The organism is [Enterobacter] lignolyticus SCF1 (genome assembly GCF_000164865.1).
Lineage (GTDB): Bacteria > Pseudomonadota > Gammaproteobacteria > Enterobacterales > Enterobacteriaceae > Enterobacter_B > Enterobacter_B lignolyticus.
The window spans coordinates 4,388,449-4,411,814 of sequence record NC_014618.1 but is presented as its reverse complement, the minus strand read 5'-3'; the positions used below and the strand labels follow the sequence as shown (position 1 = coordinate 4,411,814).

Annotated in this window: 20 protein-coding genes; 7 read left to right on the top strand and 13 right to left on the bottom strand. The window is 60.3% G+C overall.

Features of this window, described 5'->3' with window-relative positions; genetic code table 11:
- The first annotated feature begins 40 nt into the window (after positions 1-40).
- The gene (locus tag ENTCL_RS20460; RefSeq protein WP_044612028.1) at positions 41-1,687 is read left to right on the top strand and encodes a Na+/H+ antiporter; all 1,647 of its coding nucleotides are present in this window, start codon (positions 41-43) and stop codon (positions 1,685-1,687) included.
- Between the two features lie 33 nt (positions 1,688-1,720).
- Here ENTCL_RS20460 and ENTCL_RS20455 read toward each other — a convergent pair whose 3' ends face one another.
- Positions 1,721-2,608, bottom strand: coding sequence for a LysR family transcriptional regulator (locus ENTCL_RS20455; protein WP_013368044.1), 888 nt, complete (start codon positions 2,606-2,608; stop codon positions 1,721-1,723).
- Between the two features lie 102 nt (positions 2,609-2,710).
- Here ENTCL_RS20455 and ENTCL_RS20450 point away from each other — a divergent pair, with 102 nt between their 5' ends.
- Together ENTCL_RS20450 and ENTCL_RS20445 are read left to right on the top strand one after the other, a co-directional pair.
- Positions 2,711-3,121, top strand: coding sequence for a CidA/LrgA family protein (locus ENTCL_RS20450; protein ID WP_013368043.1), 411 nt, complete (start codon positions 2,711-2,713; stop codon positions 3,119-3,121).
- Positions 3,114-3,803: an LrgB family protein gene (locus tag ENTCL_RS20445; protein ID WP_013368042.1), complete on the top strand. Its 690-nt coding sequence runs from the start codon at positions 3,114-3,116 to the stop codon at positions 3,801-3,803. Before ENTCL_RS20450 ends, ENTCL_RS20445 begins: the two co-directional genes overlap by 8 nt.
- A 35-nt stretch (positions 3,804-3,838) precedes the next feature.
- On the opposite strand, the gene actP is transcribed toward ENTCL_RS20445, so the two are convergent.
- The 3 genes from actP to acs form a co-directional block, all read right to left on the bottom strand.
- Positions 3,839-5,488 carry a cation/acetate symporter ActP gene (gene actP / locus ENTCL_RS20440; RefSeq protein WP_013368041.1) on the bottom strand — a complete coding sequence of 550 codons (1,650 nt, stop codon included), beginning with the start codon at positions 5,486-5,488 and terminating at the stop codon, positions 3,839-3,841.
- Positions 5,485-5,799 (bottom strand): DUF485 domain-containing protein, encoded by a 315-nt coding sequence (locus ENTCL_RS20435; protein WP_013368040.1) that lies wholly within the window; start codon positions 5,797-5,799, stop codon positions 5,485-5,487. The genes actP and ENTCL_RS20435 overlap by 4 nt, the downstream gene beginning before the upstream one ends.
- Positions 5,800-5,937: 138 nt before the next feature.
- Positions 5,938-7,896 carry an acetate--CoA ligase gene (gene acs / locus ENTCL_RS20430; protein ID WP_013368039.1) on the bottom strand — a complete coding sequence of 653 codons (1,959 nt, stop codon included), beginning with the start codon at positions 7,894-7,896 and terminating at the stop codon, positions 5,938-5,940.
- Between the two features lie 413 nt (positions 7,897-8,309).
- Between acs and gltP the strand changes: the two genes are divergently transcribed.
- Positions 8,310-9,623 carry a glutamate/aspartate:proton symporter GltP gene (gene gltP, locus ENTCL_RS20425; protein WP_013368038.1) on the top strand — a complete coding sequence of 438 codons (1,314 nt, stop codon included), beginning with the start codon at positions 8,310-8,312 and terminating at the stop codon, positions 9,621-9,623.
- 39 nt (positions 9,624-9,662) lie between these two features.
- On the opposite strand, the gene ENTCL_RS20420 is transcribed toward gltP, so the two are convergent.
- Together ENTCL_RS20420 and ENTCL_RS20415 are read right to left on the bottom strand one after the other, a co-directional pair.
- Positions 9,663-10,331, bottom strand: a complete 669-nt coding sequence (locus ENTCL_RS20420) for a tetratricopeptide repeat protein (protein WP_013368037.1) — start codon at positions 10,329-10,331, stop codon at positions 9,663-9,665.
- A gap of 184 nt (positions 10,332-10,515) precedes the next feature.
- Entirely contained in the window at positions 10,516-12,663 is a 2,148-nt protein-coding gene (locus ENTCL_RS20415) for a formate dehydrogenase H subunit alpha, selenocysteine-containing (protein ID WP_013368036.1), read from the bottom strand.
- A 272-nt stretch (positions 12,664-12,935) separates the two neighbouring features.
- On the opposite strand from ENTCL_RS20415, the gene ENTCL_RS20405 reads away from it, so the two are divergent.
- A complete protein-coding gene (locus tag ENTCL_RS20405) occupies positions 12,936-13,667 on the top strand; it encodes a response regulator (RefSeq protein ID WP_013368035.1) in 732 nt (243 codons plus the stop codon).
- Positions 13,668-13,669: 2 nt separating this feature from the next.
- Here the strand turns inward: ENTCL_RS20405 and ENTCL_RS20400 are convergent, their stop codons facing one another.
- From ENTCL_RS20400 to ENTCL_RS20375, 6 genes are all read right to left on the bottom strand, one after another.
- Positions 13,670-14,686 (bottom strand): carbohydrate kinase family protein, encoded by a 1,017-nt coding sequence (locus ENTCL_RS20400; protein ID WP_157865616.1) that lies wholly within the window; start codon positions 14,684-14,686, stop codon positions 13,670-13,672.
- Entirely contained in the window at positions 14,683-15,543 is an 861-nt protein-coding gene (locus ENTCL_RS20395) for a ketose 1,6-bisphosphate aldolase (protein ID WP_013368033.1), read from the bottom strand. Before ENTCL_RS20395 ends, ENTCL_RS20400 begins: the two co-directional genes overlap by 4 nt.
- Positions 15,544-15,554: 11 nt before the next feature.
- The gene (locus tag ENTCL_RS20390; protein ID WP_013368032.1) at positions 15,555-16,241 is read right to left on the bottom strand and encodes a D-lyxose/D-mannose isomerase; all 687 of its coding nucleotides are present in this window, start codon (positions 16,239-16,241) and stop codon (positions 15,555-15,557) included.
- 67 nt (positions 16,242-16,308) lie between these two features.
- Positions 16,309-17,250: an ABC transporter substrate-binding protein gene (locus ENTCL_RS20385; RefSeq protein WP_013368031.1), complete on the bottom strand. Its 942-nt coding sequence runs from the start codon at positions 17,248-17,250 to the stop codon at positions 16,309-16,311.
- Positions 17,251-17,280: 30 nt separating this feature from the next.
- The gene (locus ENTCL_RS20380; protein ID WP_013368030.1) at positions 17,281-18,291 is read right to left on the bottom strand and encodes an ABC transporter permease subunit; all 1,011 of its coding nucleotides are present in this window, start codon (positions 18,289-18,291) and stop codon (positions 17,281-17,283) included.
- The gene (locus tag ENTCL_RS20375) at positions 18,288-19,808 is read right to left on the bottom strand and encodes a sugar ABC transporter ATP-binding protein (RefSeq protein WP_013368029.1); all 1,521 of its coding nucleotides are present in this window, start codon (positions 19,806-19,808) and stop codon (positions 18,288-18,290) included. The genes ENTCL_RS20380 and ENTCL_RS20375 overlap by 4 nt, the downstream gene beginning before the upstream one ends.
- Positions 19,809-19,932: 124 nt before the next feature.
- On the opposite strand from ENTCL_RS20375, the gene ENTCL_RS20370 reads away from it, so the two are divergent.
- Positions 19,933-22,215, top strand: coding sequence for a hybrid sensor histidine kinase/response regulator (locus ENTCL_RS20370; protein WP_013368028.1), 2,283 nt, complete (start codon positions 19,933-19,935; stop codon positions 22,213-22,215).
- A 70-nt stretch (positions 22,216-22,285) separates the two neighbouring features.
- Positions 22,286-22,600, top strand: a complete 315-nt coding sequence (yjdP, locus tag ENTCL_RS20365; protein ID WP_044612193.1) for a DDRRRQL repeat protein YjdP — start codon at positions 22,286-22,288, stop codon at positions 22,598-22,600.
- Here yjdP and phnP read toward each other — a convergent pair.
- Complete coding sequence (gene phnP / locus ENTCL_RS20360) at positions 22,597-23,355, bottom strand: phosphonate metabolism protein PhnP (RefSeq protein ID WP_013368026.1); 759 nt, start codon at positions 23,353-23,355, stop codon at positions 22,597-22,599. The genes yjdP and phnP overlap by 4 nt on opposite strands.
- Positions 23,356-23,366 lie beyond the last annotated feature (11 nt).

The window sequence follows — 23,366 nt, the reverse complement described above, 5'->3', positions numbered from 1 at the left end:
GATACCGCATAAGAAATACGACATCGCAAACAGGGATAGCATGGAAATCTTCTTCACAATACTCATCATGACCCTTGTGGTCTCACTGTCCGGGGTCGCGACCCGCGTTCTTCCCTTCCAGGTCCCTCTTCCGCTGATGCAGATTGGCGTCGGCGCGCTGCTGGCGTGGCCAACGTTTGGGCTGCATGTGGAGTTTGACCCGGAGTTGTTTCTGGTGCTGTTTATCCCGCCGCTGCTGTTTGCAGATGGCTGGAAAACGCCGACCCGTGAATTTCTCGAACACGGGCGAGAGATTTTCGGCCTCGCGCTGGCGCTGGTGCTGGTGACGGTGGTGGGGATCGGCTTTTTAATTTACTGGGTGGTGCCGGGTATCCCGCTTATCCCGGCATTTGCGCTGGCGGCGGTGCTGTCGCCGACCGATGCGGTGGCGCTGTCTGGTATCGTCGGCGAAGGGCGCATTCCGAAGAAAATCATGGGAATACTCCAGGGCGAGGCGCTGATGAATGATGCGTCCGGCCTGGTCTCGCTGAAGTTCGCCGTCGCGGTCGCCATGGGAACGATGGCCTTTACCGTCGGCGGCGCGACCGTTGAATTTCTCAAAGTGGCGATCGGCGGCATCATGGCGGGCTTTATCGTCAGCTGGTTGTACGGGCGTTCGATGCGCTTCCTGAGCCGCTGGGGCGGCGATGAGCCCGCAACGCAAATCGTCCTGCTGTTTTTGCTGCCGTTCGCCTCTTACCTGATTGCGGAACACATCGGCGTGTCCGGCATTTTGGCCGCCGTGGCGGCGGGGATGACCATCACCCGTTCCGGTGTGATGCGTACGGCGCCGCTGGCGATGCGCCTGCGCGCCAACAGCACCTGGGCGATGCTGGAGTTCGTCTTTAACGGTATGGTGTTTCTGCTGTTGGGCCTGCAGCTGCCGGGGATCCTTGAAACGTCGCTGGTGGCGGCGGAGGCCGATCCGAATGTTGAAACCTGGATGCTGTTTGCTGACGTTCTGCTGATTTATGCATCGCTGATTCTGGTGCGCTTCGGCTGGCTGTGGACGATGAAAAGGTTCAGCCTGCGCTTTTTACAGCGTAAGCCGATGGAGTTTGGCTCCTGGACCACCCGCGAGCTGCTGATTGCCTCGTTCGCCGGCGTGCGCGGGGCAATTACCCTGGCCGGTGTGCTCTCCATCCCGCTGCTGCTGCCGGACGGCAACGTGTTCCCGGCGCGCTATGAGCTGGTGTTCCTGTCGGCGGGCGTGATCCTCTTCTCGCTGTTCGTCGGCGTGATCATGCTGCCGATTCTGCTGCGCCACATCGAAGTGGCGGACCACTCGCAGCAGCATAAAGAGGAGCGGCTGGCGCGCGCGGCGACGGCGGAGGTGGCGATTGTCGCTATCCAGAAGATGGAAGAGCGCCTGGCCTCCGATTCACAGGAAAATATCGATGACCAACTGCTGACTGAAGTCAGCTCGCGGGTGATCGGCAACCTGCGCCGCCGCGCGGATGGGCGTAACGATGTGGAAACGTCGATGCTGGAAGAGAGTCTCGAACGGCGTTTTCGTCTGGCGGCGCTGCGCTCTGAGCGCGGGGAGCTGTACCACCTGCGCGCGACCCGGCAGATCAGCAACGAGACGTTGCAAAAGCTACTGCATGACCTCGACCTGCTCGAAGCGCTGTTGATCGAAGAGCAGTGAGTGCCGGTTCCCTCTCTCATGCGGGAGAGGGAATTAGCGCTCCGACAGCCAGAACCCTTCGCAGCATTTTAGCCACGCCTGGGCGCTGTGCGACAGGTAGGTTCCTTCCCGCCAGATCATCCCCAGCTGCCAGCTAAGCGTGCTGTCGAGCGGGATCCAGCGCAGGGTTTTGGCGTCCAGCCGCTGGCAAATCGGCTCCGGCAGAATCGCAATGCCCACGCCTGCCTGCACCATCGCCGCGAGAAAGTCCCACTGCCCGCTGCGCACCGCGATGCGCGGCTTGACGCCGTGCTCCGTGAACAGCTGCATCAGCTGGCGGCTCAGGGCAAAGTCTTCGTTATAGATGAGCAGCGGATGTTCGGCCAGCTGCGCTGGGCTGATGGTATCGACCGTCAGCCATTCGCCGGAGCGCGGCACCAGCACGCACAGCGGGTGGCGAAACAGAGGCAACGTCGTCAGGCCGCTTTCGTCATCCACCGGCAGGGCGGTCATCGCCAGATCCAGCTCGCCGTTCATCACCGCCTGCTGCACCGTCAGGCCGCCGAATTCGGAAATCTTCAGCTCCACGCCCGGATAGCGCTGGCGAAACAGGCCAATTGGCCCGGCCATCATCATGCCGACCATCGGCGGGATACCGAGCCGCAGCAGCCCCTTGTTGAGATGGTTGATGTCGCTAAGCTCGGCCTCCAGCTGGCGAAATTCGGCCAGAATCGCCAGCCCGCGTTCAAATACCACCCGGCCGGTATCGGTGAGCAGCAGCTTGCGCCCATCGCGGATAAGCAGGGTGCAGTTGAGTTCATCTTCCAGGTTTTTCAGCATCTTGCTGATGGTTGGCTGCGTCACGAACAGCTTCTCTGCCGCCCGGGTGAAGCTCTGCTGGCGCACCACCTCGACAAAATAACGCAGCGTTCTGATATCCATAACTATTCCTCGCAACTATACCCTTAATGATTTTAATTCATTTCAGTCACCGTCGGGGGCTCACTATACTGAGCGCCTTCACTTTTTTTGGGAATTCCTTTCATGGCTGTGGCCTCAGGGCGCGTAACGCCTGCCGTGTTTCATCATCTTCAGGTTCCGGTTCAGGTACTGCTGTATGCCGGTCTATTTATTCTGGCGGAACATCTGGTGGCATGGGGGCATCTGCCGCTGCCGGCGAACCTTGTCGGCATGGTGCTGATGCTGGCGCTGATCGTCTGCCGTATCGTGCCCTTGAAGTGGGTGCGCGCCGGGTCGCGCTGGCTGCTGGCGGAAATGCTGCTGTTCTTTGTGCCTGCGGTGGTGGCGGTGGTCAACTACGCGCAGCTGCTGATGGTCGACGGCTGGCGGATCATGCTGGTGATCGGCCTAAGCACGCTGATGGTGCTGGGGGCGACCGCCTGGGTGGTGGATAAGGTGTATCGCTACGAGCTGCGCAGGCTCAACCATGACTAACTTCCAGCTTAGCGTTCTGTGCCTGGCCATCACGCTCGGGCTCTATTTCGCCAATAAGCGGCTGTACCGCCGTTTTCGCAAGCTGCCGCTGATGCCGCTGGTGTTTACCCCGCTGCTGCTGGTGCTGATGCTGGTGTTCGGCCATATCTCCTACCAGAACTACATGGGCGAAGCGCACTGGCTGCTGTGGCTGCTCGGCCCGGCGACCATCGCCTTTGCGGTGCCGGTCTACGACAATCTGGCGGTCATTAAGCGCCACTGGATGTCCCTGTCCGCGGGGGTGGTGACCGCCACCATAGTCGCGGTCACCAGCTCCGTCTGGCTCGCCCGGCTGTTCACGCTGCCCGATGAGATCCAGCGCAGCCTCGCGGTACGCTCCGTCACCACCCCCTTTGCGCTGGCGGCGGCAAAACCGCTCGGCGGACAACCTGAGCTGGTGGCGCTGTTTGTGGTCGTGACCGGGGTGTTTGGGATGGCGGTCGGTGACATGCTGTTTATGCGGCTCGCCATTCGCGAAGGTATGGCGAAAGGCGCCGGGTTTGGCGCCGCGTCGCACGGCGCAGGAACCGCCCGCTCCTATGAGCTGGGGCCGCAGGAGGGCGTCGTCGCAAGCCTGGTGATGATGCTTTCCGGCGTGGTGATGGTGCTGGTCGCGCCGCTGGTCAGCTGGGTGATGTTCTGAAAACGCTCCCCGGCCGGAAGCCGGGGAGGCGTGGGTTAGTGCGCGCGGCCCTGGGCGATGCCCAGACCGGTCTGTGAGCGGATAAACTGCGCGCGGAACTGCTCGCGCTCGCGGACGCCCTCCGCGGAGCTATCGGTCGCTGAGAAGAACCAGATGCCGATAAAGGCGATAGCGATAGAGAACAGCGCCGGATACTCGTACGGGAAGATGGCTTTTTCGTGGCCGAGGATCTGCACCCAAATCGTCGGGCCGAGGGTCATCAGCACCACCGCCGTCAGCAGCCCCAGCCAGCCGCCGATCATGGCGCCGCGGGTGGTCAGCTTCGACCAGTACATGGACAGCAGAATGATCGGGAAGTTACAGCTGGCGGCAATGGAGAACGCCAGGCCCACCATGAAGGCAATGTTTTGTTTTTCAAACAAAATGCCGAGCAGAATCGCCACCACGCCCAGTACCAGCACGGTGATTTTCGACACTTTCAGCTCATCGCGCTCGGTGGCGCCTTTGCGGAACACGTTGGCGTACAGATCATGAGACACCGCTGACGCGCCGGCCAGGGTTAACCCGGCCACCACCGCCAGAATGGTGGCGAACGCCACGGCGGAGATAAAGCCGAGGAACAGGTTGCCGCCGACCGCATCCGCCAGGTGTACCGCCGCCATGTTGTTGCCGCCGATAAGCCCCCCAGCCGCATCTTTAAAGGCCGGATTCGCCCCGACCAGCATGATAGCGCCAAAGCCGATGATAAAGGTCAGGATATAGAAATAGCCCATAAACCCGGTGGCGTAGAACACGCTTTTGCGCGCTTCACGCGCGTCGCTGACGGTGAAGAAACGCATCAGAATATGCGGCAAGCCGGCGGTGCCGAACATCAGCCCGAGGCCGAGCGAGAGGGCGGAAATCGGATCTTTCACCAGCCCGCCAGGGCTCATAATAGCCGCGCCTTTCGGGTGAACCGCCATGGCTTCGGTGAACAGGTTGTTGAAGCTAAAGCCGACGTGCTTCATCACCATAAAGGCCATAAAGCTTGCGCCGAACAGCAGCAGGACGGCTTTGATTATCTGCACCCACGTGGTGGCGAGCATGCCGCCAAACAGCACGTACATCACCATCAGCACGCCAACCAGCACCACCGCGACGTGGTAGTTGAGGCCGAACAGCAGTTCGATAAGCTTACCGGCGCCGACCATCTGCGCAATAAGATACAGCGCCACCACCACCAGCGAACCGCAGGCGGAGAGAATGCGAATGGGACCCTGCTTCAGGCGATACGAGGCGACGTCGGCAAAGGTGTAGCGTCCGAGGTTGCGCAAGCGTTCGGCAATCAGAAACAGAATAATCGGCCAGCCGACGAGGAAGCCGAGGGAGTAAATCAGCCCGTCGTAGCCTGAGGTATACACCAGTGCGGAAATCCCCAGAAACGAAGCGGCAGACATAAAGTCGCCGGCAATCGCCAGCCCGTTCTGCAGGCCGGTGATATTGCCGCCCGCGGTGTAGTAATCGCTGCGCGAACGCACGCGTTTGGAGGCCCAGTAGGTGATATACAGCGTCAGCGCGACGAAGATCAGGAACATGATGATCGCCTGCCAGTTGGTCGGCTGGCGCTGCACCTCGCCGGTAATGGCGTCGGCGGCGTTGGCCGCCAGGGGCAGCGTGGCGGCAAGCGCCGTCAGAAGCTTTCTCATGATGCTTTTACCTCGCGCAGGACGGCTTTGTTAAGACGATCAAACTCGCCGTTCGCCCGCCAGACGTAAACGCCGGTCAGCAAAAACGAAATGACAATCACGCCAATACCGATGGGGATCCCTCGGGTGACGCTGGTACCCGGGTGCAGCGGGGTACCCAGCCAGCCAGGGGCAAACGCAATCAGCAGAATAAAACCGACATAAACAACCAGCATAATAATCGACAGAAGGGTGGCAAACCGTTGCCGTTTTTCGACTAACTCCCTGAAATGCGCGCTGTCTTCTATCTGCTGACAAATATCTTCATTCATCACAGAGTCTCCAGAGGTACAGGTAGGGGTTTTTGTAATAGAGCTGTCTATTGCCGGAGGACGACTGGCGTCTTATCCGGCCTGTAGTTGACTACCGTAGCGGGCCCGGTAGGCGTAGCGCCACCGGGCAAACTGAGGTTATGACGGCATGGTAATGGACTGCTTCTCTTCAAGCAGTTTTTCCACGACGCCCGGATCCGCCAGCGTCGAGGTGTCGCCAAGATTGCTGGTATCGCCGGCGGCGATTTTGCGCAGAATACGGCGCATGATTTTGCCGGAGCGGGTTTTCGGCAGCGAGTCGGTCCAGTGCAGCACGTCCGGCGTCGCCAGCGGGCCAATCTCCTTACGCACCCAGTTACGCACCTCGGTGTACAGCGCCGGCGACGGTTCTTCGCCGTGGTTCAGCGTCACGTAGGCGTAAATGGCCTGCCCCTTGATGCTGTGCGGAATGCCCACCACCGCGGCTTCGGCGATTTTCGGATGCGAGACCAGCGCGGATTCAATCTCGGCGGTGCCCAGACGGTGGCCGGAAACGTTCAGCACATCGTCGACGCGACCGGTTATCCAGTAGTAGCCGTCTTCGTCACGGCGCGCGCCGTCGCCGCTGAAGTACATGTTCTTGAAGGTCGAGAAGTAGGTCTGCTCAAAACGCTCGTGGTCGCCGAACAGCGTGCGCGCCTGGCCAGGCCAGGAGTCGGTGATGACCAGGTTGCCCTCGGTCGCGCCGTCGAGCGGATGCCCTTCGTTATCCACCAGCGCAGGCTGAACGCCGAAGAACGGACGGGTTGCCGACCCGGCTTTCAGCTCGGTCGCGCCCGGCAGCGGGGTAATCATGAAGCCCCCGGTTTCGGTCTGCCACCAGGTGTCTATCACCGGGCACTTCTCGTTGCCGATTTTCTTCCAGTACCACTCCCAGGCTTCCGGGTTAATCGGCTCGCCGACGGAGCCCAGAATACGCAGGGACGAGCGGTCGGTGCCCTGCACGGCTTTATCGCCTTCGGCCATCAGCGCGCGGATCGCGGTCGGCGCGGTGTAGAGAATGTTGACCTTATGCTTATCAACGACCTGGCACATGCGCGCCGGCGTTGGCCAGTTCGGCACCCCTTCAAACATCAGGGTGGTGGCGCCGCAGGCCAGCGGCCCATAAAGCAGGTAGCTATGGCCGGTCACCCAGCCCACGTCGGCGGTGCACCAGTAGATGTCGCCCTGATGGTAATCAAAGACGTATTTAAAGGTGGTTGCGGCATACACCAGGTAGCCGCCGGTGGTGTGCACCACGCCTTTCGGCTTGCCGGTGGAGCCGGAGGTATAGAGGATGAACAGCGGGTCCTCGGCGTTCACCGCTACCGGGGTATGCTGGTCGCTGGCCTTGTCGATAAGGTCGCTCCACCACAGGTCGCGGCCGTCGTTCCAGGCGATGTCGCCGCCAGTACGCTTGAGAACAATGACGTGCTCAACGCTCTTCACGTTCGGATTTTTCAGCGCTTCGTCGACGTTTTTCTTCAGCGGGATCGCCCGCCCGGCGCGCAGACCTTCGTCGGCGGTGATCACCAGACGCGAGCTGGAGTCAACGATGCGCCCGGCGACCGCTTCCGGCGAAAAGCCGCCGAAAATCACCGAGTGCACGGCGCCGATGCGCGCGCAGGCCAGCATCGCCACCGCCGTTTCCGGCACCATCGGCATATAGATAGCGACGACATCGCCTTTTTTAATGCCCAGAGACTGCAGGGTATTGGCGAAGCGGCAGACGTCGCGATGCAGCTCCTGGTAGCTGATGTGTTTGCTCTGGCTGGCGTCGTCGCCTTCCCAGATGATGGCGGTCTGCGAGCCGCGTTCGGCCAGATGGCGGTCGAGGCAGTTGGCCGCCAGGTTCAGGGTGCCGTCTTCATACCATTTGATCGAGACGTTGCCTGGGGCAAAGGAGGTGTTTTTCACCTTCGTGTAGGGGGTTATCCAGTCAAGGATGTTACCCTGTTCGCCCCAGAAGGCGTCAGGATCGGTGATGGACTGGTGGTATTTTGCCTTGTACTGTTCCGGGTTAATCAGGCAGCGTTCCGCAATCGGAGCGGGAATAGGGTGTTTATGTATTTGGCTCATGGCTTTTTTTCTCCTTGTAAGATGTTAATAATATGTCTCTAAAACGTTAATTGTAGGGGTTTTGACAGCTTTGTTTATTATTTGGGCTGCAGATCACGCATTGACTGTATCGTATGAAAATCAATCAAATGAATCTTTGAAGAGAAATAATTGCCGTGATGAATTTATAGAATTGTTTATAAAAAACTTTTTCTATAACAATCAGTTATTTTTGATGTTTGGCTGAAACTCGTGATATCCCACGCTCGCTCGGGAAAAAGCACTATTCCTAAAGACTTGCGCAGAATGCCGTACAGGTGGTACTGATACTGCGCGTTAAAAAACCCTGCAAACAAACGCAACACAATCCACCCCTGTTCCGAGGGAGCCATCCGTTTCAGGAATGGCGTTCTGTATCGAGGAAGTCTGTAGTTATGAAAAAAGCGAAAGTCAGCCTTGCCTGGCAGATTCTGCTGGCGCTGGTGCTGGGAATTCTTTTGGGGAGCTATCTGCACTACCATAGCGATAGCCGTGAATGGCTGGTCATCAACCTCTTATCACCGGCCGGCGACATCTTTATCCATCTGATTAAAATGATCGTTGTGCCGATCGTTATCTCTACGCTGGTGGTCGGTATCGCCGGCGTTGGCGATGCGAAGGCGCTGGGTCGTATCGGCGCAAAAACCATTATCTATTTCGAAGTGATTACCACCGTCGCTATCGTGCTGGGGATTACCCTGGCGAACGTGTTTCAGCCCGGCTCAGGGATTGATATGTCGCAGCTGGCGACCGTGGATATCTCTAAATACCAGAGCACCACGGCGGATGTGCAGAGCCATGCCCACGGACTGATGGGCACGATCCTGTCGCTTGTGCCGACCAATATCGTCGCCTCGATGGCCAAGGGCGACATGCTGCCGATCATCTTCTTCTCGGTGCTGTTTGGTCTGGGGCTGTCGTCGCTGCCAGCCAGCCACCGCGAACCGCTGGTCACGGTGTTCCGCTCTATTTCTGAAACCATGTTCAAAGTCACCCATATGGTGATGCGCTATGCGCCGGTGGGGGTTTTCGCCCTGATCTCGGTGACCGTGGCAAACTTTGGTTTCGCCTCGCTGTGGCCGCTGGCGAAGCTGGTTATCCTGGTGTATGCCGCCATCGTCTTCTTTGCGCTGGTGGTGCTGGGGCTGGTGGCGCGGATGTGCGGCCTGAGCATCTGGATCCTGATTCGTATCCTGAAAGATGAGCTGATTCTGGCGTACTCAACCGCCAGCTCCGAGAGCGTGCTGCCGCGCATTATTGAGAAGATGGAAGCCTATGGCGCTCCGGCGTCGATTACCAGCTTCGTGGTGCCGACGGGCTACTCCTTCAACCTCGACGGCTCAACGCTTTACCAGAGTATCGCCGCTATCTTTATTGCCCAGCTGTACGGTATCGATCTGTCGCTGGGTCAGGAGATTATTCTGGTGCTGACGCTGATGGTGACCTCGAAAGGGATTGCCGGGGTGCCGGGCGTCTCCTTCGTGGTGCTGCTGGCGACGCTGGGCAGCGTCGGGATCCCGCTGGAAGGTCTGGCGTTTATCGCCGGGGTCGACCGTATCCTCGACATGGCGCGTACGGCGCTGAACGTAGTGGGTAACGCGCTGGCGGTGCTGGTTATCGCCAAGTGGGAACACAAGTTCGATCGCAAGAAAGCGCAGGCCTATGAGCGCGAAATGCTCGGGCGTTTTGATAAGACGGCCGACAGTTAATCGCGGTCAGCCGGGCGGCGCTCAGGCGCGCCCGGCTGTTTACTCGCCGCTCAGGCGATCGAATTCTTCGCAGCCGGTATCAAACCCTTCCGTACAGCTGACGTTAAACCAGTTCAGCGCTTTTTGCTTATTTGGCGCGATAAACCCTTTCTCCCCCTGCTCAAACATCATACCCGCCCAGTATTCGGCATAGCCGGTGCGCGAAAGCGACGAGCTGTGCTTGAACCAGAAGGTGGCCTTATCGTCGTCCTGCGTTACGTTAACGCCGTTGGCGTAAATCAGGCCGAGCAGCATCTGCGCGTCGACCGCTGAGTCGCTTTCCTCATCCTCGGCGGCTTTTTGCAGCAGCGCGATGGCCTGCGGGTAGTCCGTTTTGCCCACCTGCTCGTTGACCAGAATCCGCGCGAGGATGATTGCCCCGGTTTTACTGCCGGCCTGGTTCGACTGCTCCGCCAGCTTCAGCGCCTGCGGGAAGCTGGTTTTCAGCGTCATCTGCGCCAGCAGCGCCAGCGCGTCGGCATCGCCGTTCTGCGCGGCTTTTTCCGCCCAGTAGCGGGCATGGGCTTCATCGCCGGAGCTCAGGTAGGTATCGGCAAGATAATATTGCGCGCGCCTGTCGCCTGCTTCTGCCTGGGTTTTGTACTGTGTGCCAATCTCATCGGCGTGGGCCAGTAATGGGAGAAAGAAAAGTAAAAAGAAGCGTTTCATTTTTTATCGTCGTTTAAACAGTTGCGGGCAGTATAGATGGCGCACACGAAGAATAAAACGGCTGCGTTAATGCCTTATGCTGCGCAACGACACGATTTTTCCGGGCGAGGCGTTTGATAAGGCTGAATAAATAAAAGGGGTGAATGAATCACCCCTTTTATATTTATCAATGAATTACTGGATATTATCCTAACGCGCTTTCACGCAGCCGGGATTTTAATTTCTCATATTCATCGATGACGTACTGCTCGGCGGCGCGCTGGTCGGCAATCGGCTCAACGCGAACGGCGCAGTACTTGTACTCCGGCGTTTTGGTTATCGGGCTTAAGTTTTCCGTTACCAGCTCGTTGCAGGCGCCAATCCACCACTGGTAGGTCATGTAGACCGCGCCCTTGTTCGGGCGATCGCTGACCTGCGCGCGGGTGATGATTTTGCCTTTGCGCGAGTTAACCCACACCAGCGCTTCATCCCGGATACCCAGACGCGCCGCGTCTTCGGTATTGATCTGCGCATAGCCGGGCTCGTCCGCCAGCGCCGCCAGCGCCGCACAGTTGCCGGTCATTGAGCGGCAGGAGTAGTGGCCGACTTCGCGCACCGTCGAGAGCACCATCGGGTACTCGTCGGTAAGCTTATCAATCGGGGCAACCCAGTCGCAGGTGAAGAACTGCGCCAGACCGTTCGGCGTATCAAACTTCTCTTTAAAGAGGTAAGAGGTGCCCTGGTCGGCGTCGGACTCATCGCGGCATGGCCACATCACATAGCCCAGCTCGCCCATTTTTTCGTAGGTCGCACCGTAGAAATCCGGGCACAGATGACGCAACTCGTCCCAGATTTCCTGGGTGTTGTTGTAGCGCATCGGATAGCCCATCCGGGTGGCGATTTCGCTGATAATCTGCCAGTCCGTTTTCAGATCCCACTTCGGCTCAACGGCCTTGAAGAAGCGCTGGAAGCCGCGGTCGGCGGCGGTGTACACCCCTTCATGCTCGCCCCAGGAGGTGGACGGCAAAATGACGTCGGCCGCCGAGGCGGTTTTGGTCATAAAGATGTCCTGGACGATGACCAGCTCCAGATCGTCAAACGCCTTACGCACCGCGGACAGCTCCGCGTCGGTCTGCAGCGGATCCTCGCCCATGATGTAGGCGGCGCGAACCTCGCCGTGCGCCGCGCGGTGCGGCAGCTCGCTGATGCGATAGCCGGTGTGTTCCGGCAAGCTTTCCACGCCCCAGGCCTTCGCGAATTTCTCGCGATTTTCCGGGAACTTGACGTACTGGTAGCCCGGATAGGTATCCGGCAGCGCGCCCATATCGCAGGCGCCCTGGACGTTGTTCTGACCGCGCACCGGGTTCACGCCGACGCTCGGTTTGCCGAGGTTGCCGGTGAGAATCGCGAGGCTCGTCAGCGAACGTACGGTCTCCACGCCCTGATAGAACTGGGTCACGCCCATGCCCCACAGGATGGCGGCGGATTTGGCGTTGGCATACATACGGGCGCATTCGCGGATTTCCCGGGCGCTGACGCCGGTGATCGCCTCAACGGACTCCGGCGTATAGCCCTCGACGATTTTGCGATACTCCTCGAAGCCCTCGGAACGGCTGGCGACGAAGGACTTGTCGTAAAGATCCTCTTCGATAATGACATGCCCGATGGCGTTGAGCAGCGCGATATTCGAGCCGTTCTTCAGCGCAATGTGCATATCGGCAATGCGCGCGGTTTCAATTTTGCGCGGATCGCAGACGATAATCTTCGCCCCATTGCGTTTGGCGTTAATCACGTGATTCGCCACAATAGGGTGTGAATCTGCCGGGTTATACCCGAAGATAAACACGAGATCGGTGTTATCAATCTCTGTGATGGCATTACTCATGGCGCCATTACCGACCGACTGGTGCAGACCTGCAACCGATGGGCCGTGTCAGACGCGAGCGCAGCAGTCGACGTTATTGGTGCCAATAACGGCGCGCGCAAATTTTTGCATCACATAGTTGGTTTCGTTACCCGTACCGCGCGAAGAACCGGTGGTCTGGATGGCGTCCGGACCATATTTCGCTTTGATGGCGCTAAGGCGCTCTGCGACGTAGTTCAGCGCCTCATCCCAGGAGACGGCCTCCAGTTTGCCACCGCGCTGGCGGCGAATCATAGGGGTTTTCAGACGGGGCGTCAGGATCTGGGTATCGTTGATAAAATCCCAGCCATAATAGCCTTTCAGGCAAAGCGTCCCCTGGTTGGTTTTGCCTTGCGCAGCCTCCGCCCGGATGATTTTGCCGTTATCGACGACCAGGTTTATCTTGCAGCCTGATGCGCAATAAGGGCAAACCGTGACGACTTTTTTCATCGGTCTCGCTCCAGTTAAACAATACGCACGAATGCGTTCACAGCAGCTTGATGCATCTTTTATGCCATGTTTTTAATGTGGGTTATTCCTGATATTACGGCCGGAAATCCGGCGTTTTACTGACGAAAAACAGACTCTCGTCAGTTTTGACGTGTCGAAATTCGGCGAGATGTGACAGCGGTTAAAGATTCATCACCCGAAAAGGGAATTGGCTGGAGAGGACCGCAGAATCGATCAGACTTACGCAATAACGGGCAGAACAGGGTCTGATAATGAAACCGGTGATTCTGGTGGTCGATGACGATGCCGCTATCTGCGAGCTGCTTCGCGAGGCGCTGAGCGAACACGTCTTTGAGGTGGCGGTCTGCCATCTTGGCCAGCAGGCGCTAGCGACGGCGGTCCGGCGGCCGGACGTCGCGCTGGTGCTGCTGGACATGATGCTGCCGGATATCAACGGCCTGCAGGTGCTGCAGCAGCTGCAAAAGCAGCGTCCGGCGCTGCCGGTGGTGATGCTGACCGGTCTGGGCAGCGAATCCGACGTGGTTGTCGGCCTGGAGATGGGAGCGGATGACTACATCGGCAAGCCGTTCAATCCCCGGGTGGTGGTCGCGCGGGTTAAAGCGGTGCTGCGCCGTGCGGGCGTGCTGGCGGCAGAGGCTGACGCCGGGCAGGGCAGCGGTATGACCTTCAACGGCTGGCGGCTGGATACCCTGCGCTGCGAGCTGACCAACCCTCGTCAGGAGGTGGTGGCGCTCACTCAGGGAGAATACGGGCTGCTGCAGGCGCTGGCGCAAAATGCCCGTCGGGTGCTGAGCCGGGAACAGCTTCTGGCCCTGACGCACAGCGAAAGCATGGAGGTGTTCGACAGGACCATCGATGTGCTGATTATGCGCCTGCGGCGCAAAATTGAGATCAATCCGCATCAGCCGACGCTTATCAAAACCCTGCGGGGGCTGGGCTACGTCTTTGCCGCTGATGTGGTGCATCGCGAAAAGGCCGCCTGAGGTTATGGCGTCACCGGGTTCTCGTCAATAAACGCCAGCAGTTCGTCGAGGGTTTTAGCGCCGTCAATGGCGTTGGCGCACTGCAGGCTTGCGCGGGCGCAGGCATGGGCCAGCTGCAGGCTTCTGGCGAGCGGCCACTGCTCATGGCAGCCATATAAAAAACCGGCGCAGAACGCATCCCCGGCGCCGACGCTGCCGACGATCTCCTCCTGTGCCAGCCGCCAGGAAGGGATCCACATTCCGCCGTCATCGGGCGATTGCCCCCACGCGCCCTCCGGGCAGTGGATCACCGCCCGTTTTTTCACCCCCGCCTGCAGCAACAGCGCCGCGGCGCGGGCAATATTGTCGATCTCCGGCTCGCCGCTGGCGGTGCGAATTTCAAGCCCGCTGAACTCCCCGGCTTCCAGCTCGTTGATCACCAGATAATCCAGATGCCGCAGCGCGGGCAGCACCAGCGGCTGATAGCGCGGATCGCCTTTGCGCGAGACCAGATCCAGCGACGTTTCGTAGCCCAGATCCTGCATCTGCGCCAACAGGCGCGCCGCGCGGGTGCCGTAGGTTTCATCGGCCAGATCGAGGGTATCGAGCAGCAGCAGATACCCGAGATGGAAGATCCGCATCGTGGGATCTAATTGATCGAACGCGGGAAGATCCAGTAGCCGGTTTGCGCCCGGCGAGTGGAAGAAGGTGCGCTGTCCGCTGGGGTCGGTCATCACCTGCGACATCGACGTGGGCGCAAAGGTGGTGCGCTGTACGTGCTGGCGATTGACGTGGTACTGGTCAAGCATGGCGTTGATGTAGTCGCCGTCGGCGTCTTCGCCAATCAGCCCGACCGCCTGCAGCGGCAGGCGGCAGTGCATTTTCGCCAGCGTCAGCAGCACGTTAAGCGGAGCGCCGCCGGTGGCGCGCTCGCTGTGGGTAATCTCCGCAAGCCAGCCGCGCTCCGGCCACTGTACGATTTTATGCACATGATCGACCAGCATATTGCCCGCCGCGATAATCCCTTTACGTTCCATTATGCTTTCCCCGCGCTGCCAAAAATTTGCATCTGTTCGGTGACGGTATCGGTAATCGCCATCTCTATACCGAGCAGCAGCTCCGCCAGCTCATCGTAGATGGGGCGACGGTGCGTCATCCGGTGCTCAATGGCCTCAAGCGCGGCCTGGGACATGCCGGTGTAGAAATTAATTTTACGAATGCCAAGCGCAATCGCGCGGCGAAAATCGGCGTTGCTGATCCCCGAACCGCCGTGCAGCACCAGCGGCAGCCCAGTCTGCTGACGGATAAGATCCAGGCGGGCAAAATCGAGCTTCGGCTCGCCTCTGTATTTACCGTGCGCGTTGCCGATGGCGACCGCCAGCGCATCGATCCCGGTCCGGTCGACGAAGTCGCGCGCCAGGCCGGGGTCGGTAAAGTGGCTCTTATCCGCATGACCATAGAGCGCGCCGCCCTCATCGCCGCCCACTGCGCCCAGCTCGCCCTCAACCGACACCCCCACGACGTGGCACATTTTCACCACTTCCCGGGTCTGGCGGATGTTTTCGTCGTAATCCAGCGTCGAGCCGTCAAACATCACCGAGCTAAAGCCAAGGCGGATGGCGCGAACCACCGTCTCAAAGCGCAGGCCGTGGTCGAGATTGAGCACCACCGGAATGTCGTGTCTGGCCGCTTCAAACCGGATTAGCTCCACCAGCGACTCCAGCGGCAGATATTTAAAATGGACTTCGGCGATATTGATGATAAACGGCGAGCGCTCCTGCTCGGCGGCGGCGTACAGCGCCCGCAGAAAATGGGAGTCGAGGACGTTAAAAGCGCCGAGCGCGTAATGATGCTCCCGGGCGTGCGCCAGGCCTGCGGCCAATGATATCAAGGGCATCATCGTCTCCTTTAGCCGAGAAATCGACGATACTCATTGCACAGCACCAGCTGCGCGGGTTTGTCTTCCTCTATTTGAGTGTAGCGGTCAATGGGGTTGAGGAAGTGATTATCGTGATCGTCGTCGTTAACGGAGGAGACTTCGCCGACCAGCACGTCGCCAAAGCCGCGTTCGCCCCAAAAGCTGTGATACAGCCCTGGCGGCAGGCAGATGCTCTCTCCCGGCGACAGGCGAAGCTGGCTACCGGCCGGGTAGATTTGACGGCAGCCGTCGAGCGTGACCGCCACATCGGTATTCTCCGTTTTTCCGCTGGCATCCGCATTCCACAGTTCGACGATCAGGTTGCCGCCGCCGCGGTTAATGATGTCCTCGCGTTTGCGCCAGTGAAAATGCAGCGGCGTTACCTGACCGTCGCGCACGTGCATGATTTTCTCGGCATAGCACTTCTCATAGGGCATCCCCTTCGGCGAGCCGTTGCGCAGGGTAAACAGCGTCAGCCCGAAGGTGGGGAAACTGCTGCCGCCGAATGCGGTAATATCCCAGCCAAGCTTCAGAGCGAAAACCTCCTGCCAGTCGTCGGGATCGAGCGTGCGCCATTTGGCTAAGGGGAAGCTGGCAAACGGCGGCAGATGTACGTCATGCTGGGAGAAAAACTGCCGGGTATGGCCGAGGATGTCGTTAATTTCGGAGCGTTTCATCGAGACTCCTTGAGCGTTGCGCGCTTTCCCCCTCTCCGTTGCCGGGAGAGGGGAGGTTGTACAACCGTTATTTCACCGTCCAGCCCTTATAGCTGCCGACGTTGCTCTTATCGATCATCGTCACCGGGATCAGCACCGGCGCTGTCGGCGCTGGCTTCCCTTGCAGAATGTCATAGCCTATCTCTACCGCTTTCGCCGCCATTACCTGCGGGTCCTGCGCGGGCGTGGCGACAAACAGTGAGTTCTCGCGCTTGAGCGCTTCTTCGCCGTCCGGGCTGCCGTCTACGCCAACGATAAAGAACTCGCTGCGTTGCGCCTGTTTTGCCGCCAGATCGGCGCCGATCGCCGTGGGATCGTTAATGGCGAAAACGCCGTCGATCTTCGGATTGGCCGCCAGCAGCGAGGTCATCACCTCCAGCCCGCCCTCACGGCTGCCTTTGGCGTTCTGGTTGGAAGAGAGGATCTTGATATCCGGATGTTTCTTGAACTCGGTCTCGCAGCCTTCCACGCGGTTCTGTACGGCGGAGACCGGCGGCCCGTTGATGATGACCACGTTGCCCTTGCCTTTCAGGCGTTCGGTAATGTGCTTACAGGCCATTTCTCCGGCCTGGGTGTTGTCCGAGGTGATGGTGGCGTCGGCGCCTTCCGCGGCAACGTCAACCGCCACGACCACGATGCCCGCCTCTTTTGCGCGCTTCACCGCCGGGCCGATGCCCTTCGAGTCGGCGGCGTTGAGAATTATCATATCGACTTTTGCAGCGATAAAATTATCAATTTGAGAAACCTGCTGGCCCAGATCGTAGCCGCTGGAGACCAGCGTCACCTTGACGTTATCCCCGGCCAGCTTGCGGGCTTCCAGCTCCGCGCCTTTGGTTATCTGCACAAAGAACGGGTTGGCTAAATCGCCCACCGTCACGCCGATAGACTTCAGATCTTTCGCCTGCGCCAGCGGCGCGGCGGCAAGCAGCGCGCCGACACAGAGCGCGGTTACTAAGGGTTTCAAACGCATGCTGTTTTCCTCACTCATAGGGTATTGTTGTTATGCACTTTGGTGGTGTCGGGTACGGTATTTGTCGATCAGCACCGCAATGATGATCACCGCCCCTTTGATCACCAGCTGCCAGAAGTAGGAGACGCCCATCAGCGTCATGCCGTTGTTCAGCGTGGCTATAATCAGCGCCCCGACCAGCGTGCCGGTGATAGTGCCGATACCGCCGACGAAGCTGGTGCCGCCGAGGATAACCGCGGCGATCGCGTCCAGCTCGTAGCCCACGCCGAGGTTGCCGTTGGCGCTGTACAGGCGCGAGGCGCTCATGACCCCGCCAAGTCCCGACAGCAGGCCGCTCATGCCGTACACGAACAGCAGCACGAACCACACCTTGATGCCGGTCAGCCGCGCGGCCTGCATGTTGCCGCCTACCGCGTAGATGTGAACGCCGAGCGTCGTACGCCGCAGAATGAACCAGCAGATAGCGACCACCGCCAGCGCAATGACCACCAGCCAGGGGACAGGGCCGAGATAGTTGTTGCCTATCCACTCAAAGCTGATGCTGGAGTTAATCACCGTGGTGCCGTCCGCCAGCAGATAGGCGGCGCCGCGCAGGGCGGTGTAGGTGCCCAGGGTGACGATAAACGGCGGCAGCCCGGCAAAGGCCACCAGCGCGCCGTTAAACAGCCCGAGCAGCAGCCCCAGCATCAGCGCCGCCGGGATGGAGAGCAGGGATAACTCGGGAATCAGCGACACCACCATCGCCGCCACCGCCGTGGTGCCAAGAATGGAACCGACCGAAAGGTCTATCCCGCCGGTCAGAATAATGAAGGTCATCCCGGCGGCGAGAACGATATTGATCGACGCCTGGCGGGTGATATTCAGCAGATTGCTTTCGGTAAAAAAGTTGGGGGCGATAACGCCGAATACCGCGACGATCAGGATGAGAATCGGCAGTATCCCGACGGTTTGCATCACATCGCCCATCAGCATCTTTTTCGCCGACGGCGATTTCGCCACGGCCTGCGGCGTGGCGGCGGAGGTTTCTTTGGGTGAGGTCATAGGTGCACCGCCTGATGGTGGGAGTCGTTCACGCCGGTGGCAAGACGCATGATGTTTTCCTGGGTGATGTCGTGGCCGAGCAGTTCGCCTTCAATGCTGCCTTCCCGCATCACATACACCCGATCGCTCATGCCGACCACCTCCGGCAGCTCGCTTGAGATCATCAGAATGGCGACGCCCTGGCGCGCCATCTGGTTCATGATGCGGTAGATTTCGCTTTTCGCGCCGACGTCCACGCCGCGGGTCGGCTCGTCGAGCAGCAGAATGCGCGGGCCGATCGCCACCCAGCGGGAAATCAGCAGCTTTTGCTGGTTGCCGCCGGACAGCCCGCCCGCGCGCACCTGGGCGTGCGGCACGCGGATATTGAGCAGCCTGATAGCATCATCGGAGATGTTCTGCGCTTTTTTGCGGTTGAGCATGCCGTAGTTCGCATCGCGCTCAAGCGTCGCCATGGTGATGTTTTCCTGCGCCGCCAGCTCAAGGAACAGCCCCTGTTCTTTGCGGTTTTCGGTCAAAAAGCCGATCCCCAGCTCGATGGCTTCACGCGGCGAATGGATAAGCACCGGCTCGCCGTCCACCTCGATCACCCCGCCGGTGGCTTTACGCACTCCGAAGATAAGCTGCGCCAGCTCGGAGCGCCCGGCGCCGACCAGCCCCGCCAGGCCGACGATTTCACCGGCGCGCACCAGCAGGCTGCAGGGCTGAACCTTGCCGTTATCGGTCAGATGGTGGACGTTCAGCCGCGGCTGGCCGTGGGGGATATCGCGCTCTTTGTTGAACAGGTCGCTGAGCGGGCGGCCGACCATCATGCGCACCAGCTCCGTTGCGTTCAGCTTGTCGCGCACCAGGCTGCCGACGTACTGTCCGTCGCGCAGCACGCTGACACGGTCGGAGAGCTCGTAGACTTCCGCCATCCGGTGGCTGATGTAGATAATCGCCATCCCTTCATCGCGCAGGCGCATGATGAGTTCAAACAGGCGGTGGGTTTCGCGCGACGACAGGGCGGCGGTGGGCTCATCCATCACCAGAATCCGGCTTTTGCGGTGCAGCGCGCGGGCGATCTCTACCTGCTGCTGTTCGGCGATGGTCAGCTTCATCACCCGATCGCCGGCTTTAAACTGCGCGCCGAGTCGGTCGATCACCTCCTGGGCCTCGGCCTGCATGGCTTTACGCTGCACCAGCCCACCGCGCGACAGCTCGCTGCCGAGAAAGATGTTTTCGGCGACGGTGAGGTTAGGCGCCAGCTGCATCTCCTGATAAATCAGCGTGATACCTGCCGCCAGCGCATCTTTGGGGCTTCTGATGGCGTGAGGTACGCCGTCAATCAGGATTTCGCCGCTGGTGGCGGTGTAGGCGCCGGCGAGGATTTTCATCAGCGTGCTTTTCCCCGCGCCGTTTTCCCCCATCAGCGCATGAATTTCGCCCGCATAGACCGTCAGATCGACGCCTTTAAGCGCATAGAACGCGCCAAAGGTTTTGGCGATGTTGCGCATGGACAGCACCGGCGTTCGGTTCATGGCGGCTCTCCTGAGAGTGGTCGATGTCAGCAGTCCATCACAGGAAAGTAAATGCAAAATGTCAGAAGCCGTTCATATTTGTCATATTGATGAAATCCGGCATATTCCCCCGACAGGAGACGCGATGCGACAGCGCCACCCTTCGTTTTTCGCCAGCGCCCGCGGGCGCTTGCTCTCCTTCAACCTGCTGGTGGTGCTTGTGACGCTGATGGTGAGCGGCGCGGCGGTGCTGGGGTTTCGCCACGCCAGCCGGATTCAGGAGCAGGTGCAGCAGCAGACGCTGGATGACATGACCGGCAGCATGAATCTCGCCCGCGATACGGCGAACGTGGCGACGGCGGCGGTACGCCTGTCGCAGGTGGTCGGGGCGCTGGAGTACAAAGGGGAGGCGGAGCGCCTGCAGGCGACGCAGCAGGCGCTGAAAACTTCGCTGGACCGGCTGGCCGCCGCGCCGTTGGCGCAGCGGGAACCGGCGCTGGTCAACCGAATTATCGCCCGCAGCAACGAGCTGCAGCAGAGCGTGGCGGGGATGCTGGAGCGCGGTCAGAACCGCCATCTGGCGCGTAACGCGCTGCTGAGCTCGCTGTACCAGAATCAGAGCTACCTGCGCCATTTGCAGGACATCAACCTGCGCGAAGGCGGGAAGGCGCTGGACGGACGGCTGCTGGCGGAGATAGACCGTCTGCTGACGGCGGCAATCGACACCCCCACGCCGCGCGCCACCGTGGTGCAAATCGACGCGGTGATGCATGCCCTGCCGCGCCTGAGCGCCGATCCGCGGGTGGGGTTTATCCTGCCGGACTTCACCGCCGAGCTGCGCAGGCTGGTGCCGCTGTCGCTCCAGCTTGAGCAAAGCGACCTCGCCATCAGCTGGTATATGTTTCACATCAAAGCGCTGGTGGCCATCCTCAACAGCGATATTAACCGGTACGTCGCGCAGGTGGCACAGGCCTCGGAGCAGCGGGCGGCGAAAAGCCATCAGGAGCTGGGCTCGATTATCGATTTTATCCTCAGTTTTGCCCTGCTGGCGCTGGTGATAACCGGTTTTGCCGGGTGGTATATCTATCGCAATCTCGGCTCCAACCTGACCGCTATCTCGCAGGCGATGTCGCGGCTGGCGCGGGGCGAACAGGAGGTATCGGTCCCGGCGCTGCAGCGGCGCGATGAGCTGGGCGAGCTGGCGCGGGCGTTTAACGTCTTTGCCCGCAATACCGCTTCGCTGGAGCGCACGTCCCGGCTGCTGAAGGAAAAGACCACGCAGATGGAGATCGACCGCGCCGAACGTCAGGAGCTGGAAGAAGCGCTGCTGCACAGCCAGAAGATGAAGGCCGTCGGGCAGTTGACGGGCGGGCTGGCGCATGATTTTAACAACCTGCTGGCGGTGATTATCGGCAGCCTTGAGCTGGTAACCCCTGACGGCGCCGATTCGCCGCGCATCTCGCGGGCGCTCCAGGCCGCCGAGCGTGGGGCGCTGCTCACCCAGCGGCTGCTGGCCTTTTCGCGTAAGCAGTCGCTGCATCCCCGCGCCGTCGAGATGAAAACCCTGCTGGAGAACCTTGGCGAGCTGATGCGCCACTCGCTGCCCGCGACGATTAGCCTGGAAATTGAGGCGCAGTCTCCCGCCTGGCCGGCGTGGATTGACGTCGGCCAGCTGGAAAACGCCATGATCAACATGGTGATGAACGCCCGCGATGCGATGGAGGGGCAGGCCGGCGTTATTCGCATCCGCACCTGGAACCAGCGGGTGACCCGCAGCGACAGCCGTCGCCACGACATGGTGGCGCTGGAGGTTATCGATCACGGCTGCGGTATGTCCCAGGCGGTGAAAGCCCAGGTGTTCGAACCGTTCTTCACCACCAAACAGACCGGCAGCGGCAGCGGGCTGGGGCTGTCGATGGTGTACGGCTTCGTGCGGCAGTCCGGCGGGCGGGTGGAAATCGAAAGCGCGCCCGGGCAGGGAACCACCGTGCGGCTGCACCTTCCCCGCGCCGCGGTTCAGGCGGCGGCGCTGCGCGATGACGATGTACTCCCGCAGGCGCCGCTGGCCGACCAGCTGGCGCTGGTGCTGGAGGACGAGGCCGACGTCCGCCAGACCTTGTGCGAGCAGCTGCACCAGCTTGGCTGGCTGACGCTGGAGGCGGAAAGCGGCGAGCAGGCGCTGCAGCAGCTGCAGGCTTCGACGGAGATTGTCCTGCTGGTCAGCGACGTGATGCTGCCGGGACCGCTGAGCGGCGTGGAGGTGGTGAATGAGGCGACGCTGCGCCATCCGCAGGTCAAAATACTGATGATAAGCGGCCAGGATCTGCGCCCGGCGCACCACGCCGCGCTGCCGGCGGTCGAGCTGCTGCGCAAACCGTTTACCCGGGCGCAGCTGGCTCAGGCGGTACGAAAAACGCTGCGGATTTGAGATTCCTCCGCTACACGCCCCAAGCGGGGTTGGTTACCGTAGTGGCAGTCCATCCCCGAGGCTGACCATGATGAAAACGTACTCCACCGCGCTGCTCTTGAGCCTGCTGTCGCTGACCAGCCACATGGCGCATGCCGATATAATTGATGATGCAATCGGCAACATTCAGCAGGCGATTAACGATGCCTATAAGCCGAGCAGCGACAGCGTTTATCATGATGAGCCCCAGTCGCAGAACGACGCCCGCAGCCGGCAGTACGATAGCCGTTATCGCCAGCTGGAGGATCGCCGTCGTCAGCTGGACGATCGCCAGCGTCAGCTCGATCAGGAGCGCCGCCAGCTCGATGAGCAGGAGCAGCAGCTCGAGGATGAGTATGGCCGTTAATCCAGCACAATCTCCATCCCGTCATACCCCGCCTCAAACCCGGGCGGCAGCGGATTATCCATCATCCACACGTCGAACTGATGGCTGATATGGGTCAGTATTACCCGGGGGCTGCGGATCGTCTCATTAATGGCGATGACGGTGTTCAGGTCGCAGTGGTTCTTCGGCGTTTCGGCGCGAGGCGGATGGCTGCAGTCGATGATAATCGCCTGCGGGTGGTTGTTGAGTAAGAACTTCAGCGTCTTGTCCGGCAGCCCGGCGGTGTCGGAAAGCCAGGCGACGCGGCTGTGGGCCGACTCCAGCAGATAGCCAAAGGTGAGCTTTGAGTGGTTCAGCGGCAGCGGCGTGACCTGTAGCCCCTGCAGCTCGAATACCACGAAAGGCTCGACGGTATGGCTAAAATCCAGCAGACCGGGGTGTCTGAAGAGGTCGTCGCAGCCCTGCTCGTCGGGCGGGCCGTAGACCGCAATGCGTTCGCCGACGCCCCAGCGCAGGGGAAACAGCCCCTGCACGTGATCCATATGGTAGTGAGTCAGTAAAAATTGCTGAAAGCTGCCCGCAGGCCAGCGTTCCATCAGGTCCGGCAGACCGGCATCCAGCAGCGTCACCGCCTCGTTATAGCGGATTTCAGCGCTGCACGGGCGGCGGCGGAACTGCGCCTGCGACCGCGCGCGACGGCAGGCGGCGCAATCGCAGCCAAATACCGGCACCAGCTGCGCGCCGCCGGTGCCCGTTAAGCGGATGGTCAGGCTCATACCCCTCCTCG